Source organism: Rhodococcus sp. 320_ES, assembly GCF_059691855.1.
Genome location: NZ_JCAWAG010000004.1, coordinates 169,018 through 188,935 on the forward strand (window position 1 = coordinate 169,018; position 19,918 = coordinate 188,935).

General features: G+C 68.2%; 21 protein-coding genes. 4 read left to right on the forward strand and 17 right to left on the reverse strand.

Going from position 1 to position 19,918, the window contains the following annotated elements; genetic code table 11:
* Nucleotides 1–47: 47 nt before the first annotated feature.
* Complete coding sequence (locus AC59JP_RS15335) at nucleotides 48–1,838, forward strand: AMP-dependent synthetase/ligase (RefSeq protein WP_497326671.1); 1,791 nt, start codon at nucleotides 48–50, stop codon at nucleotides 1,836–1,838.
* 5 nt (nucleotides 1,839–1,843) lie between these two features.
* Here the strand turns inward: AC59JP_RS15335 and AC59JP_RS15340 are convergent, their stop codons facing one another.
* The 14 genes from AC59JP_RS15340 to AC59JP_RS15405 form a co-directional block, all read right to left on the reverse strand.
* On the reverse strand, nucleotides 1,844–2,470 hold the full coding sequence (locus AC59JP_RS15340) for an alpha/beta hydrolase (protein WP_497326672.1): 627 nt from the start codon (nucleotides 2,468–2,470) through the stop codon (nucleotides 1,844–1,846).
* Between the two features lie 47 nt (nucleotides 2,471–2,517).
* Nucleotides 2,518–3,330: an ABC transporter permease gene (locus tag AC59JP_RS15345; protein ID WP_497326673.1), complete on the reverse strand. Its 813-nt coding sequence runs from the start codon at nucleotides 3,328–3,330 to the stop codon at nucleotides 2,518–2,520.
* A complete protein-coding gene (locus AC59JP_RS15350) occupies nucleotides 3,327–4,325 on the reverse strand; it encodes an ABC transporter ATP-binding protein (RefSeq protein WP_497326674.1) in 999 nt (332 codons plus the stop codon). The genes AC59JP_RS15345 and AC59JP_RS15350 overlap by 4 nt, the downstream gene beginning before the upstream one ends.
* 68 nt (nucleotides 4,326–4,393) lie before the next feature.
* On the reverse strand, nucleotides 4,394–6,343 hold the full coding sequence (locus AC59JP_RS15355) for a M16 family metallopeptidase (protein ID WP_497326675.1): 1,950 nt from the start codon (nucleotides 6,341–6,343) through the stop codon (nucleotides 4,394–4,396).
* On the reverse strand, nucleotides 6,340–7,302 hold the full coding sequence (locus tag AC59JP_RS15360) for a hypothetical protein (protein ID WP_497326676.1): 963 nt from the start codon (nucleotides 7,300–7,302) through the stop codon (nucleotides 6,340–6,342). The genes AC59JP_RS15355 and AC59JP_RS15360 overlap by 4 nt, the downstream gene beginning before the upstream one ends.
* Complete coding sequence (locus tag AC59JP_RS15365) at nucleotides 7,299–7,826, reverse strand: flavoprotein (RefSeq protein ID WP_497326677.1); 528 nt, start codon at nucleotides 7,824–7,826, stop codon at nucleotides 7,299–7,301. Before AC59JP_RS15365 ends, AC59JP_RS15360 begins: the two co-directional genes overlap by 4 nt.
* Nucleotides 7,823–8,818, reverse strand: a complete 996-nt coding sequence (locus AC59JP_RS15370) for an LLM class flavin-dependent oxidoreductase (protein WP_497326678.1) — start codon at nucleotides 8,816–8,818, stop codon at nucleotides 7,823–7,825. Before AC59JP_RS15370 ends, AC59JP_RS15365 begins: the two co-directional genes overlap by 4 nt.
* 125 nt (nucleotides 8,819–8,943) lie before the next feature.
* Complete coding sequence (locus AC59JP_RS15375) at nucleotides 8,944–9,093, reverse strand: LxmA leader domain family RiPP (protein ID WP_497326679.1); 150 nt, start codon at nucleotides 9,091–9,093, stop codon at nucleotides 8,944–8,946.
* Nucleotides 9,094–9,143: 50 nt separating this feature from the next.
* Nucleotides 9,144–9,287 carry an LxmA leader domain family RiPP gene (locus AC59JP_RS15380; protein WP_497326680.1) on the reverse strand — a complete coding sequence of 48 codons (144 nt, stop codon included), beginning with the start codon at nucleotides 9,285–9,287 and terminating at the stop codon, nucleotides 9,144–9,146.
* Between the two features lie 51 nt (nucleotides 9,288–9,338).
* Nucleotides 9,339–9,488, reverse strand: coding sequence for an LxmA leader domain family RiPP (locus AC59JP_RS15385; protein WP_188543525.1), 150 nt, complete (start codon nucleotides 9,486–9,488; stop codon nucleotides 9,339–9,341).
* A 50-nt stretch (nucleotides 9,489–9,538) separates the two neighbouring features.
* Nucleotides 9,539–9,682 (reverse strand): LxmA leader domain family RiPP, encoded by a 144-nt coding sequence (locus AC59JP_RS15390; RefSeq protein ID WP_497326680.1) that lies wholly within the window; start codon nucleotides 9,680–9,682, stop codon nucleotides 9,539–9,541.
* A 19-nt stretch (nucleotides 9,683–9,701) separates the two neighbouring features.
* Nucleotides 9,702–10,619, reverse strand: coding sequence for a T3SS effector HopA1 family protein (locus AC59JP_RS15395; protein WP_497326681.1), 918 nt, complete (start codon nucleotides 10,617–10,619; stop codon nucleotides 9,702–9,704).
* Nucleotides 10,616–11,677 carry a class V lanthionine synthetase subunit LxmK gene (gene lxmK / locus AC59JP_RS15400; protein WP_497326682.1) on the reverse strand — a complete coding sequence of 354 codons (1,062 nt, stop codon included), beginning with the start codon at nucleotides 11,675–11,677 and terminating at the stop codon, nucleotides 10,616–10,618. Before lxmK ends, AC59JP_RS15395 begins: the two co-directional genes overlap by 4 nt.
* The gene (locus AC59JP_RS15405) at nucleotides 11,674–12,726 is read right to left on the reverse strand and encodes a methyltransferase (RefSeq protein ID WP_497326683.1); all 1,053 of its coding nucleotides are present in this window, start codon (nucleotides 12,724–12,726) and stop codon (nucleotides 11,674–11,676) included. Before AC59JP_RS15405 ends, lxmK begins: the two co-directional genes overlap by 4 nt.
* A gap of 266 nt (nucleotides 12,727–12,992) precedes the next feature.
* On the opposite strand from AC59JP_RS15405, the gene AC59JP_RS15410 reads away from it, so the two are divergent.
* Nucleotides 12,993–13,598, forward strand: a complete 606-nt coding sequence (locus AC59JP_RS15410; RefSeq protein WP_497326684.1) for a response regulator transcription factor — start codon at nucleotides 12,993–12,995, stop codon at nucleotides 13,596–13,598.
* Nucleotides 13,599–13,603: 5 nt separating this feature from the next.
* On the opposite strand, the gene AC59JP_RS15415 is transcribed toward AC59JP_RS15410, so the two are convergent.
* Nucleotides 13,604–13,840, reverse strand: coding sequence for a hypothetical protein (locus tag AC59JP_RS15415; RefSeq protein ID WP_497326685.1), 237 nt, complete (start codon nucleotides 13,838–13,840; stop codon nucleotides 13,604–13,606).
* Between the two features lie 106 nt (nucleotides 13,841–13,946).
* On the opposite strand from AC59JP_RS15415, the gene AC59JP_RS15420 reads away from it, so the two are divergent.
* A complete protein-coding gene (locus AC59JP_RS15420) occupies nucleotides 13,947–15,146 on the forward strand; it encodes a sensor histidine kinase (RefSeq protein ID WP_497326686.1) in 1,200 nt (399 codons plus the stop codon).
* Here the strand turns inward: AC59JP_RS15420 and lanM are convergent.
* Together lanM and AC59JP_RS15430 are read right to left on the reverse strand one after the other, a co-directional pair.
* On the reverse strand, nucleotides 15,071–17,659 hold the full coding sequence (gene lanM, locus AC59JP_RS15425) for a type 2 lanthipeptide synthetase LanM (RefSeq protein ID WP_497326687.1): 2,589 nt from the start codon (nucleotides 17,657–17,659) through the stop codon (nucleotides 15,071–15,073). The genes AC59JP_RS15420 and lanM overlap by 76 nt on opposite strands.
* 28 nt (nucleotides 17,660–17,687) lie before the next feature.
* Nucleotides 17,688–17,840, reverse strand: a complete 153-nt coding sequence (locus AC59JP_RS15430) for a hypothetical protein (RefSeq protein ID WP_497326689.1) — start codon at nucleotides 17,838–17,840, stop codon at nucleotides 17,688–17,690.
* 302 nt (nucleotides 17,841–18,142) lie between these two features.
* On the opposite strand from AC59JP_RS15430, the gene AC59JP_RS15435 reads away from it, so the two are divergent.
* Nucleotides 18,143–19,909, forward strand: a complete 1,767-nt coding sequence (locus AC59JP_RS15435; protein ID WP_497326690.1) for a helix-turn-helix transcriptional regulator — start codon at nucleotides 18,143–18,145, stop codon at nucleotides 19,907–19,909.
* Nucleotides 19,910–19,918 lie beyond the last annotated feature (9 nt).

Below are 19,918 nucleotides of genomic sequence, written 5' to 3' on the forward strand. Positions count from 1 at the left end.
GTGATGGAATACACACACAAACTGGCTGCTACCGAGAGGCACACACAGTGCGCGAATACTCCGTCCCCGCGTCGTACACCGTTACCGACGACGTCTCGATGGCCAACTCCGTGTTCGTGTACGAAAAGGAACGCCCCAATTGGGTCGCCTTTCAAAAACGAGTCGACGGCAAATGGACCGACGTCACCGCCAAGCAGTTCGCCGCCGAGGTGACCGCCGTCGCGAAGGGCCTGATGGCGTCGGGCATCGAACTCGGCGACCGCGTCGCGATCCTGTCGTCGACGCGTTACGAGTGGGTCGTTCTCGATTACGCGATCTGGTCCGCCGGCGGCTGCACCGTGTCGATCTACGAGACCTCCTCGGACGATCAGGCGAAGTGGATCCTCGAGGACTCCTCGACCAAGCTTCTCGTGCTCGAGACGGCCGATCATCAGAAGAAGATGAAAGAGGTCACCGAGTCCGCGCCCGAGCTTCGCGAAACGCTGATGTTCGACGACGGCGCGCTCGACGAGCTGAGCACCCGCGGGGCGAGCGTCAGCGACGAGGACCTGCATGCCCGGCGCCGCCAGGTGACGGCGTCCTCCCCCGCCACCCTGATCTACACCTCCGGAACCACCGGCCGCCCCAAGGGCGTACAGCTCACCCACGCCAACTTCGCGGCCGAGGTGGCGGCAACCCAAGTGGCGCTGCACGATTCGATGCACGAGGGCCAGCGCACCCTGATGTTCCTGCCGTTGGCGCACGTGTTCGCCCGCGCCATCTCCTTCGGATCCTTCGAGTCGAAGGTGACCGTCGCGCACACCTCCGACACCACCACCCTCGTCGAGCAGTTCGGGGAGTTCCAGCCCAACTTCATCCTGTCCGTCCCGCGGGTGTTCGAGAAGGTCTACAACTCGGCCAAGCAGAAGGCACACGACGGCGGCAAGGGAAAGATCTTCGACCAGGCCGCAGCCGTTGCAGTCGAATGGAGCGAGGCGCAGGACAAGGGCGGCGCCGGCCTGGTTCTCAAGGCCAAGCACGCCCTCTTCGACAAGCTCGTCTACTCGAAGTTGCGGGCAGCGCTCGGCGGCAAGTGCGATCGCGCCGTCTCCGGCGGCGGACCGCTCGGTGCGCGCCTGGGCCACTTCTTCCGCGGCATCGGCGTGCCGGTGTACGAGGGCTACGGGCTCACCGAGACCAGCGCGGCCGTCACCGTCAACACCACCGAGAAGCAGAAGATCGGCTCGGTGGGCCGCCCGATCGAGGGCCACTCGGTCAAGGTGGCCGAGGACGGCGAGCTGCTTCTCAAGGGCCCCGTCGTCTTCGACGGGTACTGGCACAACGAGAAGGCGACCGCGGAGGCCATCAGCGACGGCTGGTTCCACACCGGCGACATCGGCGACATCGACGAAGACGGCTTCGTCACCATCACCGGTCGCAAGAAGGAACTCATCGTCACCGCCGGCGGCAAGAACGTCGCACCGGCCGGTCTCGAGGACTCGATCCGGGCGCATCCGCTGGTGAGCCAGTGCCTCGTCGTCGGTGACGCGAAGCCCTTCATCGGCGCCCTGATCACGCTCGATCCGGAAGCGATGCCGGGCTGGCTCCAGCGTCACGACCTGCCGGCGGACACCCCCATGTCGGAGGTCAAGAAGAACAAGGATCTGATCGCCGAGATCGACGAGGCCGTCGCCACCGCGAACAAGAAGGTCTCGAGCGCCGAGGCGATCAAGAAGTACACGATCCTCGACGTCGACTTCACCATCGAGAGCGGTGAGCTCACCCCCACCATGAAGCTCAAGCGCAACGTGATCCACGAGGAGCACGCCAAGGAGATCGCCGGAATCTACGGCGGCTGACCGACTTACGCGTTCCGCAGGATGTGATCCGCCACGTCGCCGGTCACGATCGCATGCACTTTCTCGTGCAGGAGATCGTGGCCGGCGTCGTCGTATGCGACGAACTCCGCGCGAGTCCGCTGGGCCACCAGCGACCGCACCGGATCGATGGGAACCATGCGATCGTCGACGCCGTGGATCACCAGCCCGGGCACGCCGGTGGCGTCGGCCGCCGCGAGGATGTGCGGGTCCACCAGCCGCGGCGGGAGCGCACAGAACACGGCGGACGCGAACCGGTCGGGCGTCCGAGCCAGCAGCGCGACCGCCGTCGCCGTTCCCAGCGAATGACCCATGAGGGCCATGGGCCGCTCCGACTGCGCCAGCAACGAGAGCTGATCCGCGTCGGACACCAAGCCGTCGAGAGTGGTCTGCGGGTCGGCGTCGAGACCCTCCGCGTCGCCTTCGGACAATCCGTGGGAGTAGTGATCGAGCGCCCACGTGGTGATGCCTCGGGCGGCCAGCAGGCCTGCGAACCGGTGGTAGTTGCCGCTGTGCTGACCTCGGCCGTGCAGAAACACCAGGTCGGCCCGCGGCTCCGGGGCGTTCCACGTGCGGTAGTGCACCCGACCTCGGGCTCCGTCGAAGAATGGCATACCGCCCAGTCTGATCGACTGGGCGGTAGCTGTCGTGCCGGCGGGCTCTATCGGCGCGGTTCCCACCGCCAGGTGGCGACGGCGATCAGCGCGAAGGCGGCGATCCAGAAGCCCGTGATGCCGAGGTCGAACACGATGGGCGACACCGGAAGTGGCGGCGTCGGCAGCAGCGGCTGCGCCTCCGCCGACCGCGCAACCAGATCGACGGCTCCCGTGAAGGGCGCGAAGAGAAGGTAGCCGCGCATCTCCGGATCCACACCCGGCGACATCAGCAGGTTCGATCCGATGGCTGCGAGCAGAAGCAGCGGCATCACGGCGTACTGCACGCGTTCGCTGTTCGGCGACATCGAACCGATGGCGACACCGGCGACCACCGACAGCAGCGCCGTCACGAGCGCCGCGGTGACGATGATCGCGGGGTACGCCGGAAGCGGTCCCCCGAGCAGAGCGACACCCGCGAGCACGATGCCCACCTGCACCATGCCCAGCCCGACCAGCGGGGCCGTCATGGACACGAGCATCTGCGTGGTGGTGAGCTCGCTGGTGCGCAGCCTCTTGAGCACCTGGTTCTCTCGGCGCGCCGCCACGATGGTCGCACCGTTGATGTAGACCGAGAACACCAGGACGAGGACCGTCATGGGGGCCATCAGGATGGTCCACGCCGCGTCCTCCGTCGGCGGCGAGATCACCGGGAAGAACAGGACGAAGACGGGAGCGAGCACCGTCGCCAGCAGGGTGTTGCGCTGACGGAAGATCATGGACGTCTCGAACGCGGTCATGCGGCGAGTGCGCTCCCAGCCGGAGAGCCGGCGGGTGGGCGCGGGCGCCGCCTGTGTGGGACGAACCTCCGTGGTGGTCATGCCGACACCTCCTGTGTCTTCGAAACTTCCTGTGCTCCCGAAAGTTCGTGTGTTCCCGAGTTTCTGACGTGATGGAAGACCTCGTCGAGCGAGGCGGGGCTCGCGCGGAACGGTCCGAGTTCGAGCCCGAGGCGGTCCGCGGTACCGAGCGTCCAGGTGAGAGCCTTCTGCTGGTCGGCGGCCACGATCTCGAGCACGCGGCGTGTCGGGTCCGAGGGCCGGCGGCGGGTGTCCCACGCGGCGACCACTCCCTCGGGAGCCGTCGCCATGAGCGCCTCCCCGTCGGCCGGTCGTACGTCGACCTGGATCCGCGACGGCCGCGACGCGAGAACGTCGTCGAGCGTGCCGTGCACCGCGAGCGAACCCTGATGCATGATCGCGACGACGTCGGCCAGCTCCTCCGCCTCCTCGAGGTAGTGGGTGGTGAGGATGATCGTCGTGCCCGCGTCGCGCAGACGCTCGACCAGGCCCCACAGCGTGCGACGCGATTCGGGGTCGAGTCCGGTGGTCGGCTCGTCCAGAATGATCAGCTCCGGGCCACCCCAGATGGCCATGGCCAGATCGAGGCGACGACGTTCGCCGCCGGACAGGGAGTCGATGCGACTGTCGCTACGATGGGTGAGCTCGACGAGGTCGAGGACGCGGTCCACCGAGTCGGTCCGTGAGGACAACGATGCCCACATTTTCAGTTCGGCGCGCACGGTGATCTCACCGAAGTGGCCCGACTCCTGCAGAACCACGCCGGTCCGCGCACGTACCGTCGCGGGGTCGTCGTGCGGGTCGACGCCGAAGACCGTCAGCTCCCCCGACGTGCGGCTCCGAAAGCCCTGCAGCAGTTCGAGAGTGGTGGTCTTGCCTGCGCCGTTGGTGCCCAGCAGGGCGAAGATCTCCCCGCGGCGGACCGTCAACGACACGTTGCGGACGGCGTGGTACTCGTCGTAGTGGTAGTCGATGCCGGACGCCACGACCACGTCCGGGGCGGGTGCTGTAGTCATGTTTCTCATCCTTCGTCGGTTGTCCTGGAACAGGTAGTGCGAGTTCACGGCAGTTGGCGCGAGCTTTCTCACCCGGCCGACATGACGTTTGTCATGCGATCGGCAGCCTCGAGAACCTCGTACGCGGCCTGGCGAATGTCCGTCTCGCTCGCGTCGAGCAGCGCCGAGGCGAATCGGCCCAGTGGGTCCCCCGCGACACGAATGTCGTTGCAGAGCAGAGTCAGCAACAGGTCCGCCGTCGCGGCGCCGGACGCCGTCGCGCTCAGCGCCTGGCCGGCACAGAACGTCCTCGTGTGCCGAAGCTCCTCCGCGGTCCAGCCGTCGACGAGGGACCGCAGATCGCGGTCCCCGTCGCCGACGACGCGAACGGTCGGGTGTGGCCGCGTCGGCAGCCGGAGCACCCGCACGGTCGGCGCGTCGCCCACGGCGATCCGGTGGACCGAATTGAGCGCACCGAGAGCCAACCACCGGGCGGCACCGTCCTCCAGTGAGACTGGGCTGTCGTGGTGTACCTCCGTGCGGCACTGCAGCACCACGCCGGCCCGCGCACCGACGGCGGCTATCTCGGACACTGGATTCGGCAGATGCATCAGCACCTCGGTGACCTGGTCGGGAGACTCGATCCGCGCGGCGTAACGGTGACCCGAGAAGTCGGTCACCGCCTCCCAGAGCGGCGAACGGAACGGCGCCGGGGTGCGCACGCAGACATGTGTCGGACCGTCCGTCTCGATCGCCGCCGCGTGCAAGCCCCGTACTCGCACTCGACGATCCGTGGATTCGATCCTGTTGTGTACGAACAGAACAGGGCGCCGACGGGTCGAGCGAGGCGTCTGCGCCGAACTCGGCCTGGCCGCGTGGTCGACGCGGCGTTCCGGGTCGGGCGTCACCACCGCGGGTCGGGTCGAGCGCAGGCGCGCAAGGACACCGTCGAGGTCGCTGCGTCGCAGTTCGGGGATCGGGACGGTGGGAGCACCCGTGAACGTGGTCAGTCGGGCGATCGAGGCGGCGTCGTGCCGGAAGTCGACCGCGGCGCGGCGCACTCGGCGATGTGCGTGCTCGAACTCCGCGGCCGTGACGGGTGCGTCGAGGGCCGACACGACCGCGGATTCCGACGGTCCCGCCGCGGCCAAGGTGTCTCGATCACCGACGTACCCGGGTCCCGATCGCCCGAATCGATGTGCAGTGCAGCGTCGTTCGACGACGGCCGACGCGGCGAACCAGCGCAGGTGATCGCCGGGCGAGCGGGTCAGTCCGGGGACGGTCCACCCGCACCACGTCTCGGTGACTCCGCCGTCACTCGCGGTCCGGGGCCGGCTCTGCACGGCACTGGGGTACGTGTCGCTGGGGTACGTGTCGCGGGGGTACTCGTCGCGCACGAGGCCGCCGGGAGCGGCGGGGGTGGCCCGCACGGCGTCCACGACGTCCAGGATGCGGTTCGCGCCACCGGCTTCGGACACGTCCAGGGCCACGACGAGCACCGTCCGTTCCGGACGGACGACGGCACCGGCGAACCGAGTGCACGCCGCGAGGTCGATGCGGTCCAGGTCGGCGAGTTCACCGAAACCCTCGTGCCCGAGCGCGTGGTCACCTCCGTACAGCGCCGAGGTCATGGCCGGCCAGGGAGACGGAGAGCCCGCGGCGGCACGGATTTCCTGCGCCACCGCATCCCGCTGTATGTCGACGTCGCTGCTGCGCAGCATCATTCGGCCGTGCGCCCGATGGACCTCGGCGACGGCCAACGCGCGCCACAAGCTCGCGGGAGCGACGGTCACGAACTGCATGTGGTCGGGGTGGGTGGTCGCCTCGAACGAGCCGCCCGCGGATTCGATACCCCGCGAGACGTCGTCGGCGCCGACGGTGAGGAGGTGTTCGGTGAGGTGTGCGGTGCCGACCGCACCCGGCGGATCGTGACGCCAACCGGCGCGCACGACCGCCGCGATCTCGACGGCCGAGCTGCCGGGACGGTCGAGCACGATCACCCGAATCCCGTTGCGGCATCGACTGTCCGACGCGATCACACGATCAGCCTCCTGCGGTTGTCGTCCAACCAGTTCACCAACGACGCCCAACGAGGCAGCTCGGCGTCGTCGAAGTCCGCGAACTGGGCGAAATCGGCGACGTGCCGGACGACGTGCTCGATGGTGTGATCGGCCAGCGCACGATGATCGGTGGGACGGTCGTACCCGTTCAGCAGCGCGTCGCGGACGTCGGTCGGCGAGGGTGCGGTACCGGGCGGCGAGAAGACGGCGAGTTCGACGGATTGCGCGATCAGGGCGCCGAGGTCGTACTCGCCTGGTGCGCACCCCACGTCCTCACCGAGCATGACCACGACGTTTCCGGCGGTGTCCTGCACACTCAGCCCGAGCCCCGCCCACCCGTGGACGAGGACGTGGGCGCCCGAGAGGTCCACCGCCAGAACGTCGTCCACGTGCTCGCGCGCCGAGTCGGTGAGCGCGTCGAGGAAGGTGCGACGCGCATCGGCCCGGCGCGAGTCCGCGGGCGTCGGGTCCGACCACCAGTCCCGCACGCGAACGCGGGCCGGTGGGTCCGAGGCGATCGAGCCGGACTGTCCGGTCGAGATGGCGCCGCGAGTGTGCAGGGACGCCAACAACATTCCCCATTGGCGGTACACACCTGGCCAGTCCTGCCCCGAGGCCGTTCCGGACATCACGACGGACGCCAACGACTCCCCGGCGGGAAGCGAGTACGTGCGGCTCACCGTGTCGCCGGAACCGATCTCGAAGCGCGGTCCCGAACTGTCTGCTGCAGTGTCCCTCTGCGCTGCAGTGTCACTCTGCGTTGCAGTGTCGAGGTCGGGCACGGCGAACGGACCCGGGGCGAACCGGTGCCGGGCGAGCGGTGCGGTGCGCGTCCAGCGCCACCTCCCTCGCACAGCCGGTTCGATGTGGGTGGTACGGATGGCGGTGCCGTAGGACACCGACGTCCGCGTGCGGGGCGCGATCGTCCGGGTACTCATGCGGCATCGATCCTCTGTATGCAATCGGGCATCGGCGCCGCCCCGTACGCCGGCCGTGGTGAACTCGCGCTGCGTGTCGGGGTGGGCTCCACGATCACCACGTCGTCGCGGCGGTCGAGAGCGGCGCGGTGCATCAGGTACGGCTCGTTCTCGTACGCTCCCGGCGGGAGCGCCGGTGCCACCACCAGCGGTGTGTCGGTGCAGGCGTGTGCCAGCAGCGACGGGGAGTCGACCACACCGAGAGCCAGGCGCGAGAAGTAGTTCAGGGTGCAGGGATAAACGACCATGGCGTCCATCCAGTCACCCAGCGTGACGTGCAACGGATCGGTGAGTCCCTGCCACGAGTCGGTGTCGACGTCGCCTCCGCTCACGGTGCGGATGGCGTCGGCGCTGACGAACTTCTCGGCCGAGGGCGTCAGCAGATAATGGGTCGCGATGTCGGGGCGCTGCATCCGAATCCAGTTGGCCCAGTACGGCATGAACGCCGAACTGACGGCGCCGGTGACAATGATGGTGAGGTTCATGCTGCTGTCCTTTCGCTCGAACTGCTCGCTGCCGCAGCCACATCGGTCCACGCGCGCCGAATGTCGTCGCGCGTGGCTCCGGGTGCGTGATGCAGGACCACGCTGACCTCGTCGGCCCCTGCGTCGGCGAGTTCCGCCGCGCGGGCGGTGACGTCGTCCGCGTCGCCGATCACGAACAGTCGGCGGTCGATCACGTCTTTCACATCGGAGTCGGTCACCGCACCGTCCAGGCGAAGACCGCTGCGGCGCAGCATGTCTCGATAGTGCGGAGCGGACAGGTGCGGTCCGATACCGCTGCGGACCACCTCGATCGCATCCGACGGCGTCACGTCGACGCCGGCGTGCAGCGTGGCGACCACTCGTGGCGTGGGTCGGTGCGCGGAGTCGGCGCCTTCACGCAGCGCGGGTACGAGGACGTCGCGCAGGTAGTCCGTCGAGGACAGCCAGGTGACCGCACCATCGGCGATCTCGCCGGCGAGGCGGGCCATCGCGGGCCGGAGTACGCCGAGCCCGAGTTCGACGGACGCGGTGACGTCCGGGGCGGGGCTGGTGAACGTCGTCGAGTAGTAGTCGCCGCGCTCGTCGACGTCGGCTCCCGCGAGCAGACCGCGCAACGCCGCGAAGAATTCACGCGTCGCAGTGAGGGGGCTGGGCCAGCGGCGACCACCCAGCGCGTGTTGGATAGCCGGGTATCCCGGCGAGAAAAAGGCGGACACCGTCGATCCGGACAACTGTGCGAGCGAGCGCAATTCGAGTGCGGACGCGAACGGTGTGGTGGTGGGAAGAAGGGTGACGGCGGAGCCGACGGGCACGCGGTGGCCGCGGCCGGCGGCGTACCCGACCCCACCGAGAACGGAGACGGAGGACTGCTGGCCGAACCAGACCCGCTCGAGTCCGAGCGATGCTCCGAGCGCGACCCACCAGGCGGCGTCCTGCACGTGTGGGCCGGAGTAGGGGCTGTAGGCGGAGAGACGAATGGTCGGGGTGGTCATGGCGGTCCTCGCTCGTCGTGGATTGTCCGCGAGCCCTGCCCGGTGCCGCCGTCCCGTCGTCCGTGATGGTCACGGCGACGGTCGGCGGCAGCGGAGCAGAAGGGTCTCGCGCGGTCAGGATCCGGTCAGCACGTCAGCTTGGCGGAGGCGTAGGACGCCAGAGCCGAGCACGGGACGGTGGTGGCCGGGGTGTCGGCGGCGTTGGTGTCGGTGATCTCCTCCGGCGTGGCGTAGGAGTCGAAGCCGTCGAGGATGTCCTTGGTGTTCTCGCTCATTTCGGTGTTCCTTTCGTGTTTTTCGGTGGAGGGTTGGTGGTTGGTACGGCTCAGCAGCCGAGTTCGGCGGTGGTGATCGAGGCGAGCGCCGAGCAGGGAACGGTGGTGGCGGGCGCATCGCCGGCGTTGGTGTCTGCGATCTCCTCCGGCGTGGCGTAGGAGTCGAAGCCGTCGAGGATGTCCTTGGAGCTCATGGGGATTCCTTTCGCTGGTGCAGTGAGTGCTGGTGTGGTGGGGGGGTTCGGTCAGCAGGTGAGCTTGGCGGAGGCGTAGGACGCCAGAGCCGAGCACGGGATGGTGGTGGCCGGGGTGTCGGCGGCGTTGGTGTCGGTGATCTCTTCCGGCGTGGCGTAGGAGTCGAAGCCGTCGAGGATGTCCTTGGTGTTCTCGCTCATTTCGGTGTTCCTTTCGTGTTTTTCGGTGGAGGGTTGGTGGTTGGTACGGCTCAGCAGCCGAGTTCGGCGGTGGTGATCGAGGCGAGCGCCGAGCAGGGAACTGTGGTGGCGGGCGCATCGCCGGCGTTGGTGTCGGCGATCTCCTCCGGCGTGGCGTAGGAGTCGAAGCCGTCGAGGATGTCCTTGGAGCTCATGGTGGTTCCTTTCTGGTTGCTACCGGACACGGTGTCCGGTGCCGCTCACCGCGGGCGCGGTGAGAAGAGTGGGGTTGCCGGCGACACTGTTGCGCCAGTACTCGACCGGGTCGACGCCGGCGGCGGAGAGTTCCGCGGCGAGGTCGAGCTCCGGGGTCACGGCGACGCGAGCCACGATCGACGCACGGTGCTGGCCGTAGCTCAGGCCGCGTCGCGTCGGATCCGGATCGGCCGGCTCCTGGGCGAAGCCGACGCCGGGGGCGAGCTCGGTCACGAACGCGGACACCCGGTTCCAGCGCCCGGTGACGGAGCCGACCAGGTCGGCGAGCTCGTCCGCGAGGTGTCGGTCGGTGTGGTCGAGGTAGACGGTCACCGCGTCGGTGCGCGGGTAGACCGCCGGGGTGGACGCGATCTTGGCCTGCCACCGGTGACCGTGCGTCCGCAGAAATCCGACGGCGAGCGCGAAATCGTCGAGTGCGGCGTCGATTCCGTCGGCTGCGAGGTACACACGCCAGAGAGCGTCGGGTCCGGCCGATCGTGGTCGCTCGTCACCGAACACCATGTAGAAACCCGGTGAGAGCGCCGGCCAGCTGTCGGAGATCCGCAGCACCGGTTCCGGCGTGTCCAGCAGAACCCGAGCGCCCATGACGCTGCCGGTGGCGCGGTCGTTCTCGACGCGGACATCGCTGACGGGCAGCGAAATCTCCCGTGAGGGGAGGCGGTCGGCGATCGCGGCCTCGGTGACCGGGTCACGATCGATGCGCGACAACGAGTTGCGGCCGACGGGCCATCCGACGTGCAGCCGTTCGTAGAGCCTGCGACCGAGGTCGGACTCGAGCTGACGACGATCGGGCGCCGTCACTCGTTCGCCGTCGACGGTGGCCGTGGAGGCGTCGGTGTCGACCTCGATGCTGTTCAGGACCTTCAGGAGACTCACGACAGATCCTCCAGTCCGAGGAAGCGATGCACACCAGCGGGATTCAGGACGGCGGAGCGTCCCACCCCGGCGGCGGCGCGGTGGATAGCGGGGAGTACGGCGTTGGTGGCTGCGCCGGCGACGAGCCGGTCGAGCAGGTGCCATCCGGCGAATTGGCCTGTGCGCGCAACGAAGTCGTCGTCGACCGTGCGGGCGGTGCGGTAGGCCGACCAGAACGCGCGGGCGATGGGGGCCAGCAGCTGCGCCTTCTCGTGTCCGCGACGGACGACGGCCGCAGCACCGTCGGCTCGGCTCATGGCCGTTCCGCCGCCGCGGCTGGTCGGGATGTCGAGGACGGCGCGGTAGAGCCACTCGCCCAGGAACGAACCGGTGTCGCGCGCGGGGTCGCCGGTCCCGAACTCTTCCCAGTCGACGATCCACGTGTGGTCGTCGACGAGGATCTGATCGACGCGCAGATCCCCGTGCACCGGGGTCCGATCGACCGAGTTGGACGCCTCGGCGAGGTCGGTGAGCGCGGCACACAACGTGGCGTCGGCTTGCAGCAACCCGTAGGCCTGCAGCTCGCCACCGGTGAGGTGGCGCAGGTGGCGGTGCGGGATGCCGGCCAAGAGAGTCGTCGACGGCGCGGGCGTGGGACGGTCGGTGCGGTCCGGCACTCCGAAGGTGGGTCGGGCATGGAGCTCGGCCACGGAGCGGCCGATCTCGGCGGCGACGGCGGGTGCGAACCGCTCCTCCACCATCAGGGTGCTGCCGTTCTCGGCGTGCGGGAGGAAGTCCTGCACGATGATGCCCAGTTCGGCGTTGACCGCGAGAATGCGGGGCGAGCGCGGCAGTCCGGCGGCGGGGTGGCGCGCGACGAAGCTGTCGTAGGCCAGGCAGTTCTCCATTTTGATTGCGGCGTCGGAGAATTGGAGCTTCTTGATGAAGTAATCACCGGTGTCGGTGGTGATGCGGTAGTTGGCGTTGCGACCGAAGAGCCGGTCGCCGGCGGTGCGAGGTGCGGTTCCGAGCGCGTGCTCGTGCGAGATCGCGTGGAAGTGCTCGAGGATGTCGGTCATGATGCGTTCCTCGCGATGAACAGCGACCGGTCCGCGGCCGAGGTGTCGGACGATTCGATGTGTAGTCCGGCGGTGCGGACGAGGTCGGCGACCTCCTCGGCGGTGCGGTCGGGTCGGGTGACGGACCCTTCGATGCGCACGGCCACCGATGTGGTGGGGGCGAGGGTTCCGTCGGCGATGAGGTGAACTTCGGCGATCACGACTCGCCCGTGGTCACCGGCTGCCTCGGCGGCGCGGCGCAGGATCGCGACGGCGTCGTCGTCGTTCCAGTCGGCGAGGATCGCGGAGAGCAGGTACACGTCGTGTCCGGTGGGAAGCGGGTCGAAGAAGCTGCCGTGCACGCCGTGCAGGCGGTCTCCGAGTCCACGGTCGACGGCGCGGGCGTGCGCTCGGTCGGCGAACACCGGGAAGTCCAGGACGGCGCCGTGCAGATGCGGGTACCGCGTCAGCAGCGCGAGGAGAAGCGATCCGGTGTTGCCACCGAGGTCGACGACCGTGTCGACGTCGTTCCAGACGTCGGATTCGAGTACGGCCTCGGCGGCGAAACCCGGCTCGTCCCACTCGAACGCGTCGACGTTCTCGTCGGCGTCGTCGATCTCCTGCCAGAGGGTGCGACCGGACGACGCCTCCGACGCGGGGCGTCCGGTGAGGACGGTGTGGTGGAAGTTCGTCAGGGCGACTTCGTTGCGGCCCACGAGTGTTGTGGTGTCCAGCAGGTCCCGCACGCCGAGCTCGTGGTGTTCGGCGGTGAGGAGCCGGCCGAGCGGAGTCAGGGAGTACAGGGTGAGCGACGGGCTGGTCTCGTCTGTGTCGATCGGACCGTTGTCGGCCTCGATCAGGCCCTCGTGGACGAGGTGATCGAGCGCCACCTGAACGCCTCGGCGGTCGCCTCCGACGGCGCAGGTGATGGCGACGGCATCGCGGGGTCCCGCGGCGAGGGCGTCGAACACTCCGGTCCGCACGCCGGCGCGGATCGTCATCGGCGTGACGATGTCCGCCTTGGCGATCAGTTCCGACACCAGTGCGGTGTCCACGTCTGCGATCGTCACGACCAAGTCCTTTCGTTCGGTGGTTCGTTTGTTGCTGACATCGATACTGCTCGACCGAAAGAGGCTGCGGCAGTGTCTAAATGACGTCTTTCGCAGGAAAGGAATCACCGGAATCGGGTGTGAAATGTCATGTCGGTCGTCACCGCGGGAGAAGACAGAGAAAACCCCGCACACGGGTGCGTGTGCGGGGTTCACGGCCGAGTTCGTCTCGAGCCGATAAGCTTCGGAACGTCGTTGAAGTTCCTAGGCGAAACGAGTTCACTGGCGTGGGGGATCTACGAATCGTCGTTGCGGACGACGAGGTGACCATTCGATCGGCACTCGTCGAGTTGTTGAATCTTCGACCGGGACTGTCGGTGGTGGGTGGTGCCGCGAACGGCGCCGAGGCGGTCTCGCTGGCCAAGGCCCACACTCCCGACGTCGCCCTGCTCGACGCCGACATGCCGGTCATGTCCGGGATCGAAGCCTGCGGTGAGCTCGCGACGCTGGGAATCAAGGTGATCATCCTGACGGCGAGCGTGTCCGCGTCCACCATGCGCGAAGCGATGTCCGCAGGTGCGAGTGGGTACGTCACCAAGTCCACCGCGGTGGACGAGCTGTCCGACATCATCGTGCGCGTCGCCGGCGGCCAGTCCTACGTCGATCCGCAGTTGGCCGCATCCGTGATCGCTGCCCCCGAGAATCCGCTGAGCCCCCGTGAGATCGAGGTGCTCAAGCTGGTGATTCCCGGTACCCCGGTGGCGGACATCGCGAAGGAACTCCATCTGGCCGTCGGAACGGTCCGGAACTATCTGTCCTCGGCGATGTCCACTCTCGGGGCCCGTAACCGCCACGAGGCTGCCCGGCTGGCGGTCGAGAAGGGCTGGGCGTGACGGTCTCAGCGGTGGCTCACGGTCCGCTGACCGCGGAGCGCCACGTAGGCCGTGCGGCCGAGCGAGTAGCCGACGAGCACGACGGCGGCCACGATCGCAACCGCGTCCACACCGCCCTGAACAGCGACGATCACAGCGACCGCGAGGATCGAGAACAGCAGGTTGGCGATTGTCACGGGGATCTCGCGCGCCATCGTGGGTGCGGGTCCGAACTTCATGACGTCCTTCGTGAAATGCGACATGGCGATCTTCCTTTCCTCGGCGGTGACAACCCGGCTGGCGGGTTCGTGATGACCACTTTTCCCGCGCGGGAGGCGCTCGGTTAGTGCCCAAGGTCAGGAGATGAACATGAGAAATGTCCCGGGTGGTCGCGGAGACCGGCGCTACCTCAACCTCGGCGGCATCTACGTCGCGGCCACGCTGCTGATCCTGGCCTGGGGCGACATCCTGACGCTGCTCGGACGCAGCGAGCTGCGATCCGGCGTACCCGCGACGTGGGTGTGTCTCGCGTTCACCCTCGCCTCGCTGATCTGGCTGTCCTACCTGATCGTGCTGGCCTCACGCGCCGACGTGGCCACTCGGCGGTTCCGCCGCACCGTCTGGATCTACGTCGTCGCGGCGCTCGTTCTCGCCGCGGTGTCGGCCGCGATCGGCGCGAGCGCCTACCGGGGTCTGGTCTGGCAGTCGACGCTGATCGTCATCTGCGTCGCGTTCGCCTTGGCGCTCGTCTCGACCACACGCGGTGTGATCGCACTCCTGATCGCCGTTCCGCTCTGCCTGGTCCTCACCGGTCAGCCGGCCGCGCTGTTCTTCTTCGCGGGGTCGATGCTCTTCAATCTGCTGTTCGTTCGGTTGTCGCTGTGGGTGCTCGGCATCGTGCGTGAGTTGGACAAGGCGCGAGCGACCATCGCCGTTCTGACGCTGGAACAGGAACGCACCCGTTTCGCGCGTGATCTGCACGACGTGATGGGACGCTCGCTCTCGTCGATCGCCTTGAAGTCGGAATTGGCCTTGGCCGCTGCCGATGTCGACGAGAAGAACGATCACGTGCGCGACACTCGCGCCATCGCGCAACGCTCGCTCGACGACATGCGCGCCCTGGTGCGGGGGTACCGCGACATCACGATCGGAACCGAACTCGACGACGCTCTGATGCTGCTCCGATCCGCGTCCATCCTCGCGGAGGTCGACGGGGACGGCGGAGCGGACATGGACGAGACGAGTGCGCGTACCGCAGCGTGGGTGGTGCGCGAGTCCGTGACCAACGTGCTCGGGCACGCACCGGACGCCACCGAGTGCACCATCACCGTGGACGGAACGGTCGTCGAGATCGTCAACGACGGCGCGGGTTCGGAGACCGATCGACACGAGACTCGGGCGGGCAGCGGGCTGCGAAACATGCGCGAGCGTGTCGAGGCCGCCGGTGGGACGTTCGCCGCCGGTGCGGACGGTGACCTCTTCCGCGTGCGGTGTCAGTTCTCCGGCGGCCGCGCAGCCCGTCGCGACGCCGTCAGGGTGATGCAGTCCGGTCCTGCGCCGTCGCCCTGAATCAGTAGGCGGGCGTAGGCGATTCCGGGAACGCCGGTCATGAACCCGAGCGCGCCGACGTGGTGGCTGTGACCCGTGGCGTAGCCACTGCGCGCGATCCGGTTCTGTAGTTCCGCTGCCACTTCGCGGTACCGGTCGTCGCGACCGGTCATTGTGGCGATGTGCCGCAGCGCGAGAACTGTCCCCGCACCACCGTGGCACAGGGTGTCGTCGTTGTCGGGAAGCTTCGCGGCGTCGGCAAGGTCGGAGGGCGTGGAACGACCCAGCCGATCGGCGATTTCGGTGTGCGCCATCGCGAGACCGGCTGCGCCCCAGCACCAGCCGGCGTCGGCCGGTGTCGGCGGGTGGTCGAGCACCCAGCCGATCGCGGCGTCGTATCGATCCGTGCCGAGCACTCGGCTCGCCCGGGCCACGGCCCATGCGGTGCCGTCGATTCCGTGCGCGAGGCCGCGCGGGGAGGATTCCCGTAGCGACAGGTGACCGGCAAGCCGTTCACAACACCGTTCGAGGAACTCGGGCCCCACCCAGTCTGTGGTGGCCAACAGCGCGGTGGCGCCGGCCAACCCGCCGACGACGTCGAGCCGGTCGTAGTTCTCGACGTCGACGCGTTCGAGTGTCGCGGCCAACACGGCATCGGCGAGAGCATGGTCCGACGCTGTGGCACGGGTGGATTCGCGCAGCATCCATACTGTGCCCAGCGCACCGGTGAACGGACACAGGTCGGGTTCGGGGTACTCGAGCCGGTATCGGGCGTCGTCGATCACGGGGTCCAGATCGCTCCTCCGCCCGGAGAACAGTGCCACTCCCCCACCGTGATACAGGGTGCGGTCCGACGCCACGAGGACCGATCCCGAGCCCGCGGGAAGAGCGTGCACGACGTCCGAGCTGTCCCGGACCGCGCGCGCGGCGACGCGGCGTGCAACCCGAGCGGCGCTGCGCCGAGCGTCACGGTCGATCAGCGCGCGGTGCAGATCGTCTCCGCGCACACGCTCGGAGTGCGGCCTGATGGACTCGGCAATACCGGCGAGCGCGGACCGGATGGTGTGCTCTGCCGCAACGGGATTGGTACGAGTGGTGCGGGTGAGGCAGCGGTGGGCACGGGCCAGTGCCGTGTCCGTGGACGCTGCATCGATCGAGCAGTCTCCCGCTCGTAGAGTCGCGGCGCCGGCCGGGCCGACGAACCGCGGGACGTCGCCGACACACAGGGCATCCACCTCGAGATCACGTGCTTCGTCGCCGCCGGTGGTGGTGGCCGGCAACATGTCGAACAACCGCCGACGCTCGGCCCGTCCGGTGAGGTAGCGCGGATGGGTCGACGCGTCGAGAAATGCGCCGTAGACGGCGGTGGGCCGGACGACACGCCTGAACTCGGTGCCCGCGGCGCTGTCGAGGAGGCTACGAATGTCGTTCTCGTGGAATCGAATCGAGGCCACCCCGCCGAGATATCCATCGACGATGTCGTCGATGTGGTTCTCGATCGGAACAGGGACCCCCGCCACGTGCGGGCGGTGTGACGACAACTCGATGATCGTGGGCTCGGACACCAGGGTCATCGCGTCCGTACCGTCGTGTGCCAGAACGCGGGTGGTGGATCCGTCTACCGTGCGGCGCCCGGCGGGAGAGACTGCGGCAATACAGGTTCCCGACACGGCGTCGCTTCCGGACGGCAACATTCCGGTGCCGAGCGGACCGTCGCCCAGCACCGACCCGTCGGTCGACGGGTGAAGCAGAGTCTCGACGTCGATGGGCACCGGGTATTCACCTGCCGCCACGATGTTCTCGACGTGCATGTCGGTGGTGCCGATGGCGGAGAAGAGCGCGAGGAGGCGTCCGAGTCTGCGGTGGAACCGTCTCGCTCCTCCCGCGGCGACGATGTCGTGCGGGGCGCGACAGTCGTGCCAGGAGTAGCCGTCGCGCGCCAGGACATCTGGAACGGACAGGGCGTCGGACGCATCGACGCCGCAGTCGACGACCTCGACGAGCTGATGCAGGAGGAGGTCCGGGTCGCCGGAGCGAGGCTTGTAGACCATGCGGTGGCTGCCTGCCCCCACCATGACCACCCGGCGACCGCCCTCGTGGGGATCCCCGTGCCCGAAGTCGAGAGAGTCGACCGGCGTCGTGATGCCGAGCGAGTCGTGGTCTGCGGCGAGTGCGTTCAGAACCTCGTCCACTTGCTCGATGCGACCGGTCACGACAGCGTCGACGCGCCGGACGAGTTCCGGATACCGATCCGCAATCACCTGTCGTACTACGGCGTCGAAGTCGCCGATCGCACGGTCGGATGCGGGATCGGCGGCGGAGTCGTTATCGCGTCGAAAGCGGTCGAATTCGTCGACCACGGTCCAGGTGACCAGCGCGCCGACCTCACGCCTCAGTCGATCGACGATGCCGTCCAGAATCGGTTGCGGCGCAATCAGTTCACGGTCGAACAGAACGTCCCGAATACGCCGCTCGGCGTCGTCGATCCAGGGTGAGGTCAGGGTGGCGATCGGGTCGACCCGGACCGCGATCATCTCGCGTGAACCCAAGTGAACCGGTGCGTCACAGGCACATGAAGGTGGCGCAAGACGCCGTCGGAATACCCATGGGGCCCGAGCCACGCGGGACGCTCTGCTGCGGCGTCGCGACGGTTGCCAGCGCTGCGAGCGCGCTCTCGTCGGGTGCGGACACTGCAGTGGTGGTGGCGCTGTTCATGAGGGTCTCCGTTCGTGAGTGCTGAGGTTTGCGGTGTGGGAACGAAGCTATGCGTAAATCGGACACCGCGAAACGCATGTTCGTGTGAGTGTCATTTGTCATCGATCGCACAGGTGTGTGGTGGCGGCATCGCACACCTGTGTGATGGCTCGCGGGCGTGACGGCCCGTGGAGACGCGAATACGCAGGAGCAGTTAGCAGACCTGTGGAGGGTCTGTCGGGTTATCGTTGCCGGACACGGGCGCGAAGAGCGTGAACTCGCTGAAAAAAGAATCTCGACAAACACACGATCGGCGGGGTGACGTGGCGGACATTGTGGTGGGGCTCGAGTCGGTACCGAACGACGCCGGCAATGGAGCACCCGCGGCCTTGCGCGCGGCGCTCATTCGCCGCGGGGTAGCCACCGGGATCGACGACACCGTCCTGTCCGCGGTGTCGGGATGTGCGATCGCCGTGGACGACCCCGATCTCTGTGCGTCGGCTCTGCTCGACCTGGGCCCGATGACCGTCCTCGACGCACTCGAGAACGGGGCGCGGTGGGCTGCGTTCGTCGAACGACTCGCGCGGTCCGGCGCGCACGCGATCGTCGAATCGGTACCCGAGCCACGTTCTCCGGACGCCGCGGAGGTGTTGCGGTGGTTGCACATTGCGACGGGGACGGCGTTCGTCGACATGCTGCGCTGCGTGGCGGCATCGGGGACGGACGTCGAGCGAGGAATCGACGAGCTGGTCGATGCAGGGATCGTGCGGGTGTCCTATCCGGTGCGTGGACCCGCATCCGAAGCCGCCGGCCCTCGTGTCTCGGTGGTGTTGAGCCACCTCGGCCGCGTCGCCGACGAGCTGCGCCACTGGGCCATGGTGGGCGGCGCCGACATGCTCCCCGCCATGGCCACCGCCGTCGACGTGTGGGTGCGAGACGATCTACGTGCCGCACGGACCGATCCGCACCGCTTCGTCGGGCATGCGTCGGCGATGCGGCGGCACGGCCTGGTCGCCGTCGATCGGTTCGCCGCGTCTGGGCGGTGGGACGACGCCGTCGAGGTGGCGGAGACACTGGCCCCCGCACTCGCGGCGGCCGGGATTCATCGGACTCTGCACCGGCAGGTCACCGCACTGCTGAACACGTCGACGACTGCGCCGAACGAGATTCGGACTCGCCTCCGGCTCGTCTCCGCGGGACTACACCTCGCCTGCGGAGAGGTCGACATCAGTCGCCATCTCCTGAACGCAGTCGGGGCGCACGGACAGGTCGACAGCGACACCCGCTGGCGCACCGAGCTTCTCGCGACTGTCTGGGCTCCGCGAGTGGACCCGTCGGAGATCCTGCGGTCCGTGGAGCGGGAGATCGCCGCGGGCGGCTCGCACGCCGTGGCCGCCGAGGTGACGCTCGATCTGGCGTCTCGGCTCGTGCACGACGGGCGCCCCTCCGAAGCAGACGCTGTTCTGACCGCCGCCGGGGCGCATGCCGCCGTCGCAGGCCACGATCTTCTCCTCGCCCGGTTGAACGTGACCGCGGCAATCGTCAAGGCGCACATCGGAGACAGCGCCACCGGACGACAGCGACTTCGATCCGCGTACCCCGTCGCAGCCGCGCAGGGCCCTCACACGTTCGTTCAGTTCGTCGCAGCATCGACGGGTTCGGCACGACACGACACCGTCTCCGACAGCGCAGCGCACATCGCCGACGTCGTCGATGCCCTCGTGGGCACGGGAGCATTCGATCTCGATCGGGACCGGTTGCTCGCCACCTACGTCGCCGATCACGGACCGGGATGGAGCTCGGCCTCACACCGTCCTCCCACACGGCCCGCACTCGCCGCCGTGCACGCCATGTATCCGGCCATCGCTGCGGGCGCCGAGCCGCTGCACGTGGTGAAGGACGCCGACCCCGAAACACTCACGGCGCGCGAGGCCCAGGTTGCCGAGCTCGTGGCCGGCGGCCTGAGCAACGTGGACATCGGTGCCCGGCTCGGCATCTCCCGGTGGACCGTGGTGAGCCACCTGCGCAACATCATGCGCAAGTGGAACTGCACCTCCCGTGTCGAAGTGGCCTTGCGCTATCGGCAGTAAAATTCTGTG